General features: G+C 68.0%; 16 protein-coding genes and 1 tRNA gene. 8 read left to right on the forward strand and 9 right to left on the reverse strand.

The genetic code is table 11. From position 1 onward, the window contains the following. Positions 1-44: 44 nt before the first annotated feature. Positions 45-1592 carry an SEC-C domain-containing protein gene (locus HALOF300_RS11945; RefSeq protein ID WP_197522507.1) on the forward strand — a complete coding sequence of 516 codons (1548 nt, stop codon included), beginning with the start codon at positions 45-47 and terminating at the stop codon, positions 1590-1592. 544 nt (positions 1593-2136) lie between these two features. Here the strand turns inward: HALOF300_RS11945 and HALOF300_RS11950 are convergent. Beyond that, positions 2137-2757 carry a DUF4166 domain-containing protein gene (locus HALOF300_RS11950; protein ID WP_156741170.1) on the reverse strand — a complete coding sequence of 207 codons (621 nt, stop codon included), beginning with the start codon at positions 2755-2757 and terminating at the stop codon, positions 2137-2139. Positions 2758-2840: 83 nt separating this feature from the next. Between HALOF300_RS11950 and HALOF300_RS11955 the strand changes: the two genes are divergently transcribed. Both HALOF300_RS11955 and HALOF300_RS11960 read left to right on the forward strand, forming a co-directional pair. After that, positions 2841-2929, forward strand: a tRNA-Ser gene (locus tag HALOF300_RS11955). A gap of 198 nt (positions 2930-3127) precedes the next feature. After that, the gene (locus tag HALOF300_RS11960; protein ID WP_156741171.1) at positions 3128-3442 is read left to right on the forward strand and encodes a hypothetical protein; all 315 of its coding nucleotides are present in this window, start codon (positions 3128-3130) and stop codon (positions 3440-3442) included. Positions 3443-3494: 52 nt separating this feature from the next. On the opposite strand, the gene HALOF300_RS11965 is transcribed toward HALOF300_RS11960, so the two are convergent. After that, positions 3495-3914 carry a cytidine deaminase family protein gene (locus HALOF300_RS11965; RefSeq protein WP_156741172.1) on the reverse strand — a complete coding sequence of 140 codons (420 nt, stop codon included), beginning with the start codon at positions 3912-3914 and terminating at the stop codon, positions 3495-3497. Positions 3915-4006: 92 nt separating this feature from the next. Then, a complete protein-coding gene (locus HALOF300_RS11970; protein ID WP_156741173.1) occupies positions 4007-4495 on the reverse strand; it encodes a DUF6326 family protein in 489 nt (162 codons plus the stop codon). 163 nt (positions 4496-4658) lie between these two features. Between HALOF300_RS11970 and HALOF300_RS11975 the strand changes: the two genes are divergently transcribed. From HALOF300_RS11975 to HALOF300_RS11985, 3 genes are read left to right on the forward strand one after another with little or no spacing between them, the layout of a single operon-like run. After that, positions 4659-5798 carry a sensor histidine kinase gene (locus HALOF300_RS11975; protein ID WP_156741174.1) on the forward strand — a complete coding sequence of 380 codons (1140 nt, stop codon included), beginning with the start codon at positions 4659-4661 and terminating at the stop codon, positions 5796-5798. Then, entirely contained in the window at positions 5795-6454 is a 660-nt protein-coding gene (locus HALOF300_RS11980) for a response regulator (RefSeq protein ID WP_156741175.1), read from the forward strand. Before HALOF300_RS11975 ends, HALOF300_RS11980 begins: the two co-directional genes overlap by 4 nt. 18 nt (positions 6455-6472) lie before the next feature. Next, entirely contained in the window at positions 6473-6703 is a 231-nt protein-coding gene (locus HALOF300_RS11985) for a hypothetical protein (protein WP_156741176.1), read from the forward strand. Between the two features lie 70 nt (positions 6704-6773). Here HALOF300_RS11985 and HALOF300_RS11990 read toward each other — a convergent pair whose 3' ends face one another. Continuing rightward, positions 6774-7133 (reverse strand): carboxymuconolactone decarboxylase, encoded by a 360-nt coding sequence (locus tag HALOF300_RS11990; protein WP_156741177.1) that lies wholly within the window; start codon positions 7131-7133, stop codon positions 6774-6776. Positions 7134-7523: 390 nt separating this feature from the next. Between HALOF300_RS11990 and HALOF300_RS11995 the strand changes: the two genes are divergently transcribed. Next, positions 7524-7916, forward strand: a complete 393-nt coding sequence (locus HALOF300_RS11995; RefSeq protein ID WP_156741178.1) for a DUF7144 family membrane protein — start codon at positions 7524-7526, stop codon at positions 7914-7916. Positions 7917-7970: 54 nt separating this feature from the next. Beyond that, complete coding sequence (locus tag HALOF300_RS12000; protein ID WP_231955282.1) at positions 7971-8669, forward strand: alpha/beta fold hydrolase; 699 nt, start codon at positions 7971-7973, stop codon at positions 8667-8669. Between the two features lie 96 nt (positions 8670-8765). Here HALOF300_RS12000 and HALOF300_RS12005 read toward each other — a convergent pair whose 3' ends face one another. From HALOF300_RS12005 to HALOF300_RS12025, 5 genes are all read right to left on the reverse strand, one after another. Further along, the gene (locus HALOF300_RS12005; RefSeq protein ID WP_156741179.1) at positions 8766-9776 is read right to left on the reverse strand and encodes an NAD-dependent epimerase/dehydratase family protein; all 1011 of its coding nucleotides are present in this window, start codon (positions 9774-9776) and stop codon (positions 8766-8768) included. A 223-nt stretch (positions 9777-9999) separates the two neighbouring features. Next, entirely contained in the window at positions 10000-10365 is a 366-nt protein-coding gene (locus HALOF300_RS12010) for a sensor histidine kinase (protein ID WP_156741180.1), read from the reverse strand. 66 nt (positions 10366-10431) lie between these two features. Beyond that, positions 10432-10827, reverse strand: coding sequence for a hypothetical protein (locus tag HALOF300_RS12015; protein ID WP_156741181.1), 396 nt, complete (start codon positions 10825-10827; stop codon positions 10432-10434). A 289-nt stretch (positions 10828-11116) separates the two neighbouring features. Continuing rightward, the gene (locus tag HALOF300_RS12020) at positions 11117-11845 is read right to left on the reverse strand and encodes an SDR family NAD(P)-dependent oxidoreductase (RefSeq protein WP_156741182.1); all 729 of its coding nucleotides are present in this window, start codon (positions 11843-11845) and stop codon (positions 11117-11119) included. After that, the gene (locus tag HALOF300_RS12025) at positions 11842-12879 is read right to left on the reverse strand and encodes a zinc-binding dehydrogenase (protein ID WP_197522508.1); all 1038 of its coding nucleotides are present in this window, start codon (positions 12877-12879) and stop codon (positions 11842-11844) included. The genes HALOF300_RS12020 and HALOF300_RS12025 overlap by 4 nt, the downstream gene beginning before the upstream one ends. Between the last annotated feature and the right edge of the window lie 17 nt (positions 12880-12896).

Raw genomic sequence — 12896 nt, forward strand, 5'->3', positions numbered from 1 at the left:
GGATTCGTCAGGCATGATGGCGCAGTAGCTGAGGAGTGTGTGACGTGGATCCGTTGTCCAAGTTGGGCCGCAACGAGCGCTGTTGGTGTGGATCAGGAGACAAGTACAAGTACTGCCACGGTGACCACCGACCCGCGTCAGCGCCCGGTGCGCCGGTGCCGCCAGACCCGGTCGGCGGTACGTACGTGAGCCCGACGGTGACCATCGCCAACGGTGCGCTTACGATTGACAAAGGTGGAGCACCCATCACGATGCCGACCGGTGCGCCAAGGTCTAGGGCCGTCGAGTACACCAACTGGGACACTGAGCTGGTCAGGAGTGCGAGTTCGGCGGACCCGCCGTTGGCGCCAACGGTGCTCGGGCGGCTCCGCGTCGAAGTCATGCGCCGACTTGCTGCGCTTCCGGAAGATGACCAGGACCCCAGCGATGCCATCAAGCAGGCCATCTTCCACTTGGCCGCTGAATCGCTCCGGACAGTCAGCGCACTAGCGGCAGCGACGCCGAAGCCCTCCGTCCTTTGGAACGAAGAACTCGATCCAGCGGTGTTCCTGGGCAGGACCCTCCTGCTGGCGGATCACATAGCCATGCCAGACCATGTCTTCCAGTCCCTCGTTCGGCGGGCCAGCAATCGGGCACTTCGACGAGCCGCCGAACAGCACCTCGTCGTCAGCGAACTCGTTGCGATGGGAGTGGTCATTCCGGTCCCGATGGGTGTGGCCATGGCGGTCGGTGGCTCGGCCGTCGTCAAGCTCACGGACGCCGACCTTAACAATCCGGCCCTCGTTTCGTGGGTCCGCCAGCAACTCATCCTGGAAGGTCCTACCGCGAGAGAGGCTCTCCTCGTCCGAGCCGCCGACGACTTCTCAAAGGACGCCGAGAAGTTCTGGTTCCACGCTCACATTGATCCGGAGTCGGTCAAGAACGGTGACGGCCGATTCGAGTCGAGGATGCTCCAGCCATACGACCCGAACTTTGACTACGCCCCGTGGATCAAACAGGTGTCGGACTCCGCCGTTGGCTACTACGTTCAGCGCACGAACGAGCGGGCCGTCACCTCTGACGTCTATGGCGCCGAGTACGTCGCGGCGTCCTTGTTTGAGGCTCGCCTCCTCTCCCGGCGTAGGAGCGATCACGAGCTCGTGGCCGCCCAGGCGGCGTTGTGGGCGGATGTTCCTCAGCTCCCGTCGCTCTCTGGGCCCGACCTCGTGAAGGTGCTTCAGAACGAAGAAGCGGTCGAAGATCTGCGTCGCCAGGTGCGCGCTTCTCTGACCACGGCTCGAGCCCCAGGAGAACAGACCGACGCGTTGACGGACCTGGCGCATCAACTGGAGGCCTCTTCGCACAAGTTGGAGAAGTTTGCTGCGTCGGATCGACTGTGGCAAGCCGCCCTGCCGGGCGGGCTGGGTACTGCCAGCCTACTGATCGGCACCGTCACAGGTGGCATTCCGGCTATCGCTGCGGGCTCTCTTGGACTTCTTGCTGGCGTGGCGCCCTACCTGGGGGCGAGGGCCAGCAGGCGACGTGAAGCGGCGTACCTGTTCGTGGCTGCACGCCGCCGAAGCCGGCGGGGACGCGCTCGTCGTTCCGGTTAGCCCGAATACCAACCAACCCTGGGGACCTGGCGGGCTATCTAGGGGCCAGGACCTTGGTGGCTGGTCTGTTCCCAAGGAGGGGTGCTAGGGGCCGCTCGATGCCTTCATAGCCCCAGGAGAAGGGCGTGCCACCCAGCCCCGCCGCCCGCAGGGAGTGTCGTCGTGGTTCAGTACCAAGCGGGTGCGGTCGCAAACTCTGTCGTTCAAGCGGCTCGTAGCCTACCGTCTTTGCCCTGGGCGGACCGTGCCGTCGACGGCCCTAGGTAAGGCCGATGCCCTCGAGGATGGCGAGGATGCCGATCGGATCGGGCGAAACAGGTACGGTTGTGCATGGCGTGAGAGCGTCAGGCTCGTACGATGCGCGAGCGTCGGACGAGGCGCCGCTTCCTAACGCGAGCGTCGGACGAGGCGCCGATTCCTAAGATGCAGGGTTAGGACCACAATAGGACTGTCGCTGCGGATTTCGCATCTGCGCAGGTCAGAGACGTATCGTGGAGAATCCCTTACCCTCCGCCAGATCCACCGAGCCGGCCCTGCGGCTCCGTCAGGGCCGGTCCGCCTCGATGTGGTAGGTGAAGTGCCCGCCGTAGCCGTACACGCGGCCCAGCAGGGGTAGGTCCACCGTCAGGTCGACGCACTGCTGGTCCCGGTCGGTGTCGTAACTCTCACGCAGCCGGATCGTCGGAGCGATCGGACGGGGGATCCGGACCTGGAGCCGGCCGAACCGGAACCCGACCGTGCGGCTGGTCAGGACCAGGGCGCCGTCGGCGGTCGTGACATCGAAGGCGGCCGCGACGGTCGCCGGGAGCCCGAGCCGATCCACCACGCCGCCGCCGGGGGAGCGGGCCACATCGTCGGTCATGGTGAAGGTCCGGCCCGGCAGGTCGAACTCCCGGGTTGCCACAGCTCGGCCGTCGACAGTCCGGTTGCGGATCCGGAAGGTCACGTCACGGGCCCAGCCGGCGAACACGACGTGGCGGCCCTCCACCAGCCAGATCAGCGGCCAGAGCCATCGACGCGGTGTCCCGGCATGGGTGAACACGCCCGCACCGGTGCCGACGTGGCCGGGTGGAATGGTCGCGAAGTACTGCTGGAGTCGAGGATGCAGTTCCTTGATCCGGGCGCCGAGCACGGACTCGTAGGGGGAGAGCTGCGGGCCGGCCACCCGGCGATCCTACGGTCGGGCCGGACCGTCTCGTCGTTTTGGCCGAGGCCGCGCCGGGCGGGTACGCTGTCCCCTGTTGTCTAGGAGACGTCGCATAGTCTGGTCTAGTGCGCATCCCTGCTAAGGATGTGACGGGGCAACCCGTCCGTGGGTTCAAATCCCACCGTCTCCGCCGCGAAGCCCCGGTTCCCTCTGAGAATCGGGGTTCTTTCGTTGAATCATGCGGCCAACGAGTGGTGGCCCGAGGTGCTGGAGTGCGCCCCAGACAGCCCGCGCCCGGGCTCGGGGACGACCGATTCCGGACGTTGCCCTGGTGCGGGGCATGTGAGCATCCCTACCGTTGGACCTGTCGCCGCAAGGAGGTAAACAGGTGGACGTCGTCGATCGACCGACGGTGGTGTGCCTGTGCGGCTCGCTGCGCTTCCAGCAGCTCTTCGAGTCAGAGCGGCAACGACTGACCTCACGAGGCGTGATCGTGCTCGCTCCGGAAGCGATCGGCGATGAACCGACTCCTTCCATGCGCAAGGCTCTAGGCGAGTTGCACCTGAGGCGGATCGACCTGGCCGACGAGGTTCGAGTGGTGAGCGAAGGCGGCTACGTCGGAGCAGCGACACGCCGCGAGATCGAGTACGCGCGGGAGAGGCAGAAGGTCATCAGTTCCGTGGAGCCGGGTCTCGAACTGTGATCGCACCGAGCACGGCGTGCACGTGATCGTTATCGGCTCGGGCGACGTGTCGTCACTGGGAAAGGAAGGGCGGCTCCGGCTCGGGCCACTCCCATTCCGGGAGCAGATCGCGAAGCGGTGCCGTCCTGCCGTGGCTGAGAAGGACCGTTGTCTCGATATTTGACGGATCAATCTGCCTGATGAACCCGCGGCAACGGCCGCAAGGGGCGAGGACGGTTAGACGCCCTTGCGCGTCCCGCCACACGGCGACGATACGTGCGATTGCGTGCTCACCGCTTGTGACCATCGAAGCGATAGCGGCGTGCTCGGCGCAGAAGCCAGTCCCGGAACCGGTGTCGATGCACACACCTGCATGGATCGCGCTGGTAGTCGTTTCGAGCGCAGCGGCGACGTCCCCGAAGAGGCGATCGCCCACGCGATGCGGATTGAGTTTGGCCTGAGCTACCGCGATGAGATCGTCGTTCTGCGCCATCACCCAAGGGTAGGCGGAGCTGGTCCAACGATCGCCCGGAAAGGATAGTCGGGCGCTCCACGCAGGGGACGCACTGTGACTGCTCTCGGGGTTCACGCTTGGTGCGGAGCGCGAACGGTCTCACGGTCCGGGCCGGTCACCATTCTCGCCGAAGGTGCGGTGCGGGGCCAAGTCCAGGCGTACCGCAGGATGAGGGCGAGAAGGACCACTTCGAGCACGACGCCGAGGCCGTAGAAGAACAGCCAGGACTCGCCCGCCACGTTGAACACCGTGACGGGGACGAAGAGCGCGGCCACGGTGAGGTTCGCGATGCGGTTCACCCTGGCGGGCAGCGTCATCGACAGCACGACCATGAGGCTGGGGATGGCCATGAGGGTCAGCGCCGCCGTCGAGAAGGTCTGGGAGAGGTCGAACTCGAAGACCCTGCCGTCGAGGATGTCGTCGACGACGCCCGGGGTGAAGAAGTTGAGGATGTCCACGTAGGCGTACAGGAACATCAGGCTCGTCCACGCTGCGGCGAGCTTCGCTCTCACCGGGATGGGCTGGTCCGCCAGTGTGAGGGTGGGTTGACGTGTGCTCATGATGGGCTCCGTTGTCGTGGTGAGGATCGGGAAGATCCACGATCCGGGAGCCCGGCGGCGGGCTCATCGGCCCGGAGGCCGCAGTTCGCCTGGCCGATGGCAGGATCTCTGTCTCGTTCTTTCGGTCGGTACGCGAAAGCGTGCCGATCCCTAGGCTGGAGTCGTGGTCACTGTCCGGCGCTCCATCTGGCATGAGCCGCGGCCCGCTGGCGCCCCGCCCATCGGCCGTCTCGACTGGCTGCTGGTTGGCGTCCTCGCGGCCGCCGCCTTGGTCGAGGGCCTCGTCCGGCCGGGCTTGGCCTGGCGACCCCTTGTGACGGTGCTCGCCCTTGCGCTGATGCCTACCCTGCTCTGGCGGCGTCGGCGCCCCCTGATGGCCGCCCTGGTCGGGTGGGGCGTCGCCGGGCTGCTCTCGGTCCTCCAGCTGACTGCGAACGCCGAGGACCTCGGCCTCTACTCCATGATGGCCGTCCTGATCCTGCTCTACTCCCTGGTGCGGTGGGGCTCGGGACGGGAGATGGTCTTGGGGACGGTGTTCGTGACGGTCGTCGTCGCGCTGGGGATGTACGCCTCCTCCGCGGTCTGGGTCGACGTTCTCGGCGGGAGCGTCCTCTTGATGTTGTTCGTCGCCCTCGCCGCGGTGTTCCGCTATCGCGCGGACCTCGTGCATCGCCAGCAGCGCGAGATCCGCAATCAGGAGCGGGTGGCGCTGGCGCGCGAGCTGCACGACACCGTGGCCCACCACGTCTCGGCCATCGCGGTGCAGGCGCAGGCTGGTGGCGTGGTAGCCGGCACCCATCCCGAGAAGGCTGCCGAGGTACTGGCCGCCATCGAGTCTGAAGCGTCACGAACCCTGGCGGAGATGAGATCCATGGTGCGGTTGCTGCGTGAGGAGGAAGCCGTTGCCTACTCACCGCAGCTGGGTGTCGCGGACCTGCCTGCTCTGGCGCGCGCCGACACGACGCCCACCGTCGAGGTCTCGCTGGACGGTTCGTTGACCGGGCTGGCACGACCCGTGGACGCCGCGCTCTACAGGCTCGCGCAGGAGTCGCTGACCAACGCCATACGGCACGCCCGCAGCGCGACCCGCGTCGGGATCGACGTACGCCGGGAGGGCAACGCCGTCAGGCTGCGTGTCAGCGACGATGGACACATCGAGCCGGGGCCAGCCTCGCAGCCTGGGTTTGGTCTGCTGGGCATGGCCGAACGCGCTCAGATCCTCGGCGGATCGCTCTCCGCGGGGCCGGGGCCCGAGGGCGGCTGGGTGGTCGAGGCCGTACTGCCGGTGGAGGTGCTGGCATGAGCATCCGTGTTGTCGTAGCCGACGACCAGGACTTGGTCCGGACCGGACTGGTGATGATCCTCGGCGCGCAACCCGACCTCGAGGTCGTGGGTGAGGCAGCGGACGGGCTCGCAGCGCTCGACCTGGCGACCCGGCTGCGTCCCGATGTCCTCCTCGTCGACATCCGGATGCCCTTGCTCGACGGCGTCGAGGTGACGCGGCGCCTGGCCGGGCCGGGCGTGACGGACCCGATGGCGGTCGTCGTGATCACGACCTTCGACCTCGATGAGTACGTCCTTGGCGCCCTACGCGCCGGCGCCCGCGGCTTCCTACTCAAGGACGCCGGGCCGGAGCTCCTCGTGCGGGCCATCCACGCCGCAGCCGACGGGGACGCGCTGATCGCCCCCAACGTCACCCGACGGCTGCTGGCGACCTTCGCCGACCGGGCGCCGGTGGTACCGGTCCAGCCCATCGACCCGCTCACCGCGCGCGAGGAGGAGGTGCTCGCGCTGGTGGCACGGGGCCGGACCAACGCCGAGATCGCCACTGAGCTCTTCGTCGGCCTGAGCACGGTCAAGACCCACGTCGCATCGTTGATGACCAAGCTCGGCGCCCGCAATCGCGTCGAGGTCGCGATGTGGGCGTACGACACCAGACGCGTGAGAACCGATCAGTAGGTACAGAGTGTCGTCCACATGCTCAGCAAGCTTGGAGAGCGCCTGCAGGCTGTCTCGCGTTCGCGCCTGTCGCGCTTCGGCCGTGGGGTGCTCAATCGTCTGGGTTGTGCTCACCTCGGTCAGTCACCTCGCTCGTCGGCGGCCGCGCATCGCGCGCTCGCCCGGCTCGACATCAGTCCGGCGGGTGCGGAGACGATCCGAGGACTGAACCGTCCACCGCCCGTCTCGAGACTGCTCGCCGAGCGGTGAGCAGCCATCACGCGGTGCGCGTGAAGGCGGCCACTCACCGGTCGTCGACGACGGGCAGTCCTACGCGGACCTACAGGGTGTCCTCGGTCTCGGTCTCAGCCTCGGCCTCGGCCTCGAGCTCTGCGATCTCGATGGCGACGGCCAGAGCCGAGACGATCTCCGACGTCGCCGACACGATGCGTGCGGTGCCGACGATGGGTGCGATCGCGGCGAGCACCCCGCGGACCTGCTCGGCGTCGAGCCCCACCTCGCCCGCCACGGCCAGGTTGGCCGCATAGGAGAAGCCGGGGGCATCGACCGCGACCAACGCGGCGAGACGGACGAGCATGAGCGTGCCGATGTCGAGGGCACCGGCGGCATCGAGCGAGTCCGCTGTCATCGCCGCGAGCAGGTCGAGGACCGGGGTGTCGCTGAACTCTTCCTCGGACATGATGTTCTCCTTCTGGGTAGAGGCGCGGAGCCCGTCGGGCCTGCGTCTTGCGATCCTGCCGACGTCCGGCCGGGTGATGACGAGCCGGCTACCGCCGAGTCATGGCGATGGGCAGCCGATCCTCGGCGCGCGGGCGCCGATCCCCGATCGCGGGCGAACGGTTCGGAGGCGGCGGCTCGATGGACGTCACGGTGCCACTGTGTCGGTGGCGCCGGGCCAAGTCGTCACCAAGACTGCGTGAAGCGGGGGTTCCGGGGTGCCGAACCGGCGGTCCGACAGATGCTGTCCTGATGCGGTTCACGCGCACTGCGTGATGAAACGCGTACGGTGCACTCCGTAGCGTCGGGCAGGCATCCAGCCACACGTTCAGCCCGAGAGGACTTGATCCAGATGAGCGAGAACCCGAGCGGCACGGCCGTCGGCTTCACCGTCTTCGCAGGTACGGTGATGATCATCGTCGGCGTCCTGCACGCCATCCAAGGACTTGTCGCCCTCTTCAACGACACGTTCTACGTCGTCGGGCAGGAGTACGTGTTCCAGTTCGACGTCACGACCTGGGGCTGGACCCATCTGCTACTCGGCATCCTCGTCGGGTTCGCGGGCTTCTTCATCTTCCGCGGCGCGGTCTGGGCGCGCACGATCGGCGTCATCGTCGCCGCACTGAGTGTGATCGTGAACTTTGCATGGCTGCCGTACTACCCAGTCTGGAGCCTCATCATCATCGCGCTCGACGTGTTCGTCATCTGGGCCCTCACGGCTCACGGTCGGGACATCACCGCGTGAGGCGACGCCGGCAGGTCCGCATAGCCTGCCGGCGCGTCACTCCCCGAGCGCCGGGTGGTCCCGGACCTGCCCGGCTACGGGAAGCGCGAGGACTGGTCCTACACGCTCGGCATCCCGGCGCTGGGGAACGCGCTGCTGGAGATCCTCGACCGGCTCGAGCTGGACAAGGTGGTGCTCGTCGGCAACTCGATGGGGTGTCCTGTGATCCTCGACGTCGCGCACGCGGCACCGGATCGGGTCGACCGGATGGTCCTGGTCTCGCCTGCTGGCGGCGCCCAGAACCAGCCACTGTCTCGCGCCGCCGGCCAGCTCGCCGTGGATGCGGTCAGGGAGAACCCCGCGATGGCGCGAGTCGCCGTGCCCGACTACCTGCGGTTCCGCGTGGTGAACGCGTTCACGCTCTTTGGCGGGATGACGCGCTACCCGTCGCTCGAGAGGCTGATCAAATCACCTGTGCCGGCGCGCACCGTCCTCGGAAGCATGGACCCGCTCATGCCGACGCCGAGCCGAGTCCGTGAGGTCGGCCGCATGGTCCTGAACGACACGACGGTCGCGCTCCTCGAGGTCGCCCCACACTCGAGTCAACTTCCGCCATCCCGGCGAGTTCGCGCACGTGATCAGCTCGCGGCTAGATGGCGTGGACATCATGGACGATCCCGATCAGCCGGGGCTCAGCCGGGTCCTGCGAGTCTCTGGTCGGCCGTGACAGACACCGCAGGTCGCGGTTGTTCGCGCGAGTCCAGAGCGGTGTAGGCGAGGACGATTCAGGCGCGCGATCGGGCGCTGACGACGATGCGCCCACCCTCGCTGCGCCCGCAGCGCCCGCAATGGCGTGGCTCCCGCCCACGGCTACGACCCGAAGCGGGTGACGAGCCGGTCCAGGGCGGCGTCGACGTCGGGCTCGACCACGCGGCGGCGCTCGTCGGCGTCGTACCAGGCCAGGACCTCCGCGGCGCCCTGCCAGTACCGGGTGGCGGCCGTGTAATCGGGCACCAGCGCCTTGACCTTGCTGTTGTCGAAGACCACCGAGTGCACCTTGTCCCCGACCAGCCCGTCGAGCTCGTCCGGCAGCTCTGCCCCGATGGCCCGTCCCGGGATCGGGACGAGGTCCGGCTCGGCCGCGCCGGCGGCACGGGCCAGGATGCGCGTGATCTGGGCCCAGGTGAGCGCCTCGTCGGAGGTGATGTGGAAGGTGTCCCCGACCGCGCGGCGGTCGCCGAGCAGCCCGACGAACGCGACGGCGAAGTCGCGCGTGTGGGTCAGCGTCCACAGCGAGGTGCCGTCGCCGATCACTGGGACCGGCGCTCCGCGGCGCAGCCGGTCGATCGCTGTCCAGCGTCCTGGGATCGGGATGCTGCGCTCGTCGTAGGTGTGGCTGGGTCGCACGATCGTTGCCGGGAAGTCGCGCTCGCGCCAGGCCCGCACCAGCACGTCCTCGCTGGCGATCTTGTTCCGCGAGTACTGCCAGAACGGGTTCTTCAACGGCGTCGACTCGGTGATCGGCAGTCGCTCCACCGGCTTGGCGTAGGCCGATGCCGAGGAGATGTAGACGTACTGGCCCACGACGCCGTCGAAGATCTCGACATCGGCCGCCGCCTGCTCGGGCGAGAACGAGCGGAAGTTCACCACTACGTCCCACTCCTGGCCGGCGACGGCGGCCAGGATCGAGTCCGGATCCCCGGCATCTCCGACCAGCGATCGGGCGCCCTCGATCGGGGTCCGAGCGTCCGGAGCGTCCGACGCCGCCGAGACGCCCCGGTTCAGGAGCGTGAGGTCGTGGCCCCGTTCGATCGCCAGTCGGCTCGACGCCGCGCTGATCGTGCCATTGCCGCCGATGAAGAGAGTTCGCAAGGCTGCCATGGCGGTAACCCTAGCCAGCCCGCGGTATCGCCTCCAGACCATGTGCATGACGCGCCCGCAACCGACCGCTGGTCGAATGTCGCATGCAGGGCATAACTTAGGAGCGGCGCGGCCGGGTCCGTGCCTTCATGCCCAGGATCCCCCGACTATCGTCACGCCATCACGTCGGGACCGCCGGGCTCGAGCAGCAGGGCGGGCCGCCTGCGCATCGTCCACCAAGCCCTCAACCTCCTCGCTGCGCCACGACGTCGTGCAGATCGCGGGCGAGCCTGGCCCGCTCGCTCGCGCGGGTCTCAACCCGGACCGCGTGGCTCCTGAGCGCCCGCGCTTCCCGCATTCGGACGGCCGCACGCCAACCGGCGTCGACCGCGAGAATGCCCACCCAGCCGATCACGACAATCGCCGTCAGGAACCACAGGTTCGTGAGCTCGTCGACATGCCCCGAGCCGTCCCGGTAGAACAACCTGGAGTCCGGCAGCAGAACCCATACGACCACGACCGCGAGGCCCCCAGCCACGGTCGACGCCGCGGTAGCCCGTGGCGCCAGGACCCACGTTACCGCCACCAGGGCGACGATTGAGGTCCACATCAGGCTCCCGAACACGATCGCGCTCAGGATGGGCAGCGCCGCCAGCAGGATCGACAGGCTCCTGCCTCAAGCAGCGGCCAGGATGGCGAGCACCCCCAGTGCGATACCCCCGACCGCCCAGACCTGGCCCGCCTGCGCGATGAAGGCTGCGTCGAGCCGGGCGATCAACGTCGACTCGATCGAGATCGGACTGTCAGGGACCACCGGGTCCACCGCGCACGCCCAGCCGAACGTGCCATAGGCGCACGGCGCGATCGTGTCGGTATACGCCCACGTCGCCGTCGCCACCAGGGCGACCCCGACCACCACCCAGCCCAGGACCCGGATCGGGTCCGCAGACAGCCACACCCACGCCCGCGCCAGCCACCTGGGCGCCGAGTCGGCCAGAGCGGCGAGCCAACGGTGAGCGCCGGGCTGCATGCTGGTCCGCGAAACCTCCCCGCCCCCGCCGCCATCGCTCATGGCTCGATCATCGCGGTCCGAGCCCATGCAGACACCTCCCCCAGGATGGTTCGCGATCACCCGTTCGGGTGATCGGGCGACTATCGGAGTGCGGTACCGACTGGCCCCGTACTCGCGACCGGTTGAACTTGCGACACCGTCACAACCGAGCTGCCGATCGACACAGGCATTGCCACCACGGCCGCAGGTCAGAGCGTTGCGGATGAGACTCCCCGCTCCGCCGCGAAGCCCCGGTTCCCGCAGCGAACTAGGGTTGCGCCGACGAGGGATCGCCGGAGGGCGGCACTCGCTATCCGGGTAGGGCCGAACCGGTGTGCTGCTCGAGGGCGGTCAGCAGTGCCTGTTGCAGGTGCGAGTCATGGGTCGCCGGATGCGGAGCCTCGGTTCGGCGGTCGCGCCAGTAGCGCCCGCTCATGGTCGCTTCAGGGCTGTCGCTGACGGCGAGCCACGTCTGGGTGGTTGCTCCCTGCTTAATGGAGACAGGCGCCGATGCTCCTCCCATGCGGGACCGCACCCAGCCAGGGTCGACGGCGGATACGATCACGTCGTCCCATCGGCGGGCGATTGCTGCCGCGAGGGTGGTGACGAGCAGCTTGGTGTCGGAGTAGCTCGTTCCCGTGCTGGTGCTCCAGTCGAGCCCGTCGACCGTGGTCCTGCCGCCACGATGCATGCTGCTGCTCAGTGCGATCCATCTGCTCGGTGTCGGCAGGTCGGTGGTGAGCAGGTAGGGCGCGACGACGTTGACGGCCAGCAGCGACGGCCCCTCGATGACTCCGGCGTTGTGGATCACGACGTCGACCGGCGCGAGTTGTCGTAGCTGGTTCGCGATGTCGTGGACCTGGTCGGCATCGGCGAGATCGCCGACCACGACATCGCTGCCCAGGCCATCGAGTCCGACGGCCGATGCACGGCCACGAGTCCGAGCGTGCAGCACGACGTCGTGGGACTGGTCGAGCAGCGTCTGCGCAGTCTCGCGGCCGATGCCGTCGGCGGAGCCGGTGATGAGGATGCGGGTCATGGCCGGATGAGGACCTTGAGGGCTTCGCGCGAATCCATGAGGCGGTAGGCCTCGGCGATCTCGTCGAGCGGGAGCGCTCGGTCGAAGACGCGACCGGGGTCGATGGTGCCGTCGAGCACCTGCGGGATCGCTGCCTCGAGGTAGGCGCGCACGGTCGCGGGGCCACCGGTGAGCGTGACGTTCTTGCCGAACAGTGAGGCGAATCCCACTGCGGCGTTGTCATACTGCGGCACGCCGACGCGCGAGATGGTTCCGCCCGGGCGGACGATGCCGTACGACTGTTCGTAGGCGGGCATGTGGCCGACCGCCTCCAGCACGACGTGCACACCTTCGCCATCCGTCAGCCCGAGCACCCTCGCGATGCCCTCCTCGCCACGCTCGGCAACGACGTCGGTGGCGCCGAACGCACGACCGAGATCGGTGCGCGACTCGTGGCGTCCCATGAGGATGATGGTCTCGGCGCCGAGCTGCTTCGCGGCCAGCACGGCCGAGAGCCCGACGGCTCCGTCACCGACAACCGCGACGCTAGTGCCGGCCCCGACGCCTCCGCGGACTGCTGCGTGGTAGCCGGTGAGGTAGACGTCGGAGAGCGTGAGCAGCGAAGGCATGAGCGACTCATCCGTGCCTTCGGGGATGACGACGGCGGTGCCGTCGGCCTGCGGGACGCGCAGTCGCTCGGCCTGGGTCGCTCCGGTCTCGAGCCCATCGAAGAATCCGCCATGCTTGCACGAAGTGGTGATGCCCTCGCGGCAGAACGAGCAGGTGTTGTCGGAGAACGCGAACGGCACGATCACCGTCTGTCCGACGGCGAGTCGATTGATCTCGCTGCCGATCTCCTCGATCACGCCGATGGCCTCGTGACCCATGGGGCGACCATCCGGGGTGTCCTCGAGATCGTGGTACGGGTGCAGGTCCGAGCCGCAGACGCACGCGTAGGTGACGCGGATGATCGCGTCGGTGGGCTCCTGGATGGTTGGGTCGGGGACATTGGCGACGCGGACGTCGCCGGCGCCATACATCAGAGCTGCTCGCATGAGCACTTCCTCTCGTC

This window comes from Occultella aeris (assembly GCF_902703175.1).
In the GTDB taxonomy this organism is placed as follows: Bacteria; Actinomycetota; Actinomycetes; order Actinomycetales; family Beutenbergiaceae; genus Occultella; species Occultella aeris.

Bases quoted from the DNA above. Each gene is read 5' to 3' on its own strand.
- HALOF300_RS11995 (WP_156741178.1), top strand. From the start codon at position 7,524: ATGAGCGAGAACCCGAGCGGCACGGCCGTCGGCTTCACCGTCTTCGCA.
- HALOF300_RS11990 (WP_156741177.1), bottom strand. From the start codon at position 7,133: ATGTCCGAGGAAGAGTTCAGCGACACCCCGGTCCTCGACCTGCTCGCG.
- HALOF300_RS11985 (WP_156741176.1), top strand. From the start codon at position 6,473: ATGCTCAGCAAGCTTGGAGAGCGCCTGCAGGCTGTCTCGCGTTCGCGC.
- HALOF300_RS11980 (WP_156741175.1), top strand. From the start codon at position 5,795: ATGAGCATCCGTGTTGTCGTAGCCGACGACCAGGACTTGGTCCGGACC.
- HALOF300_RS12005 (WP_156741179.1), bottom strand. From the start codon at position 9,776: ATGGCAGCCTTGCGAACTCTCTTCATCGGCGGCAATGGCACGATCAGC.
- HALOF300_RS12020 (WP_156741182.1), bottom strand. From the start codon at position 11,845: ATGACCCGCATCCTCATCACCGGCTCCGCCGACGGCATCGGCCGCGAG.
- HALOF300_RS11965 (WP_156741172.1), bottom strand. From the start codon at position 3,914: ATGGCGCAGAACGACGATCTCATCGCGGTAGCTCAGGCCAAACTCAAT.
- HALOF300_RS12025 (WP_197522508.1), bottom strand. From the start codon at position 12,879: ATGCGAGCAGCTCTGATGTATGGCGCCGGCGACGTCCGCGTCGCCAAT.
- HALOF300_RS12010 (WP_156741180.1), bottom strand. From the start codon at position 10,365: ATGTGGACCTCAATCGTCGCCCTGGTGGCGGTAACGTGGGTCCTGGCG.
- HALOF300_RS11970 (WP_156741173.1), bottom strand. From the start codon at position 4,495: ATGAGCACACGTCAACCCACCCTCACACTGGCGGACCAGCCCATCCCG.
- HALOF300_RS12015 (WP_156741181.1), bottom strand. From the start codon at position 10,827: ATGAGCGATGGCGGCGGGGGCGGGGAGGTTTCGCGGACCAGCATGCAG.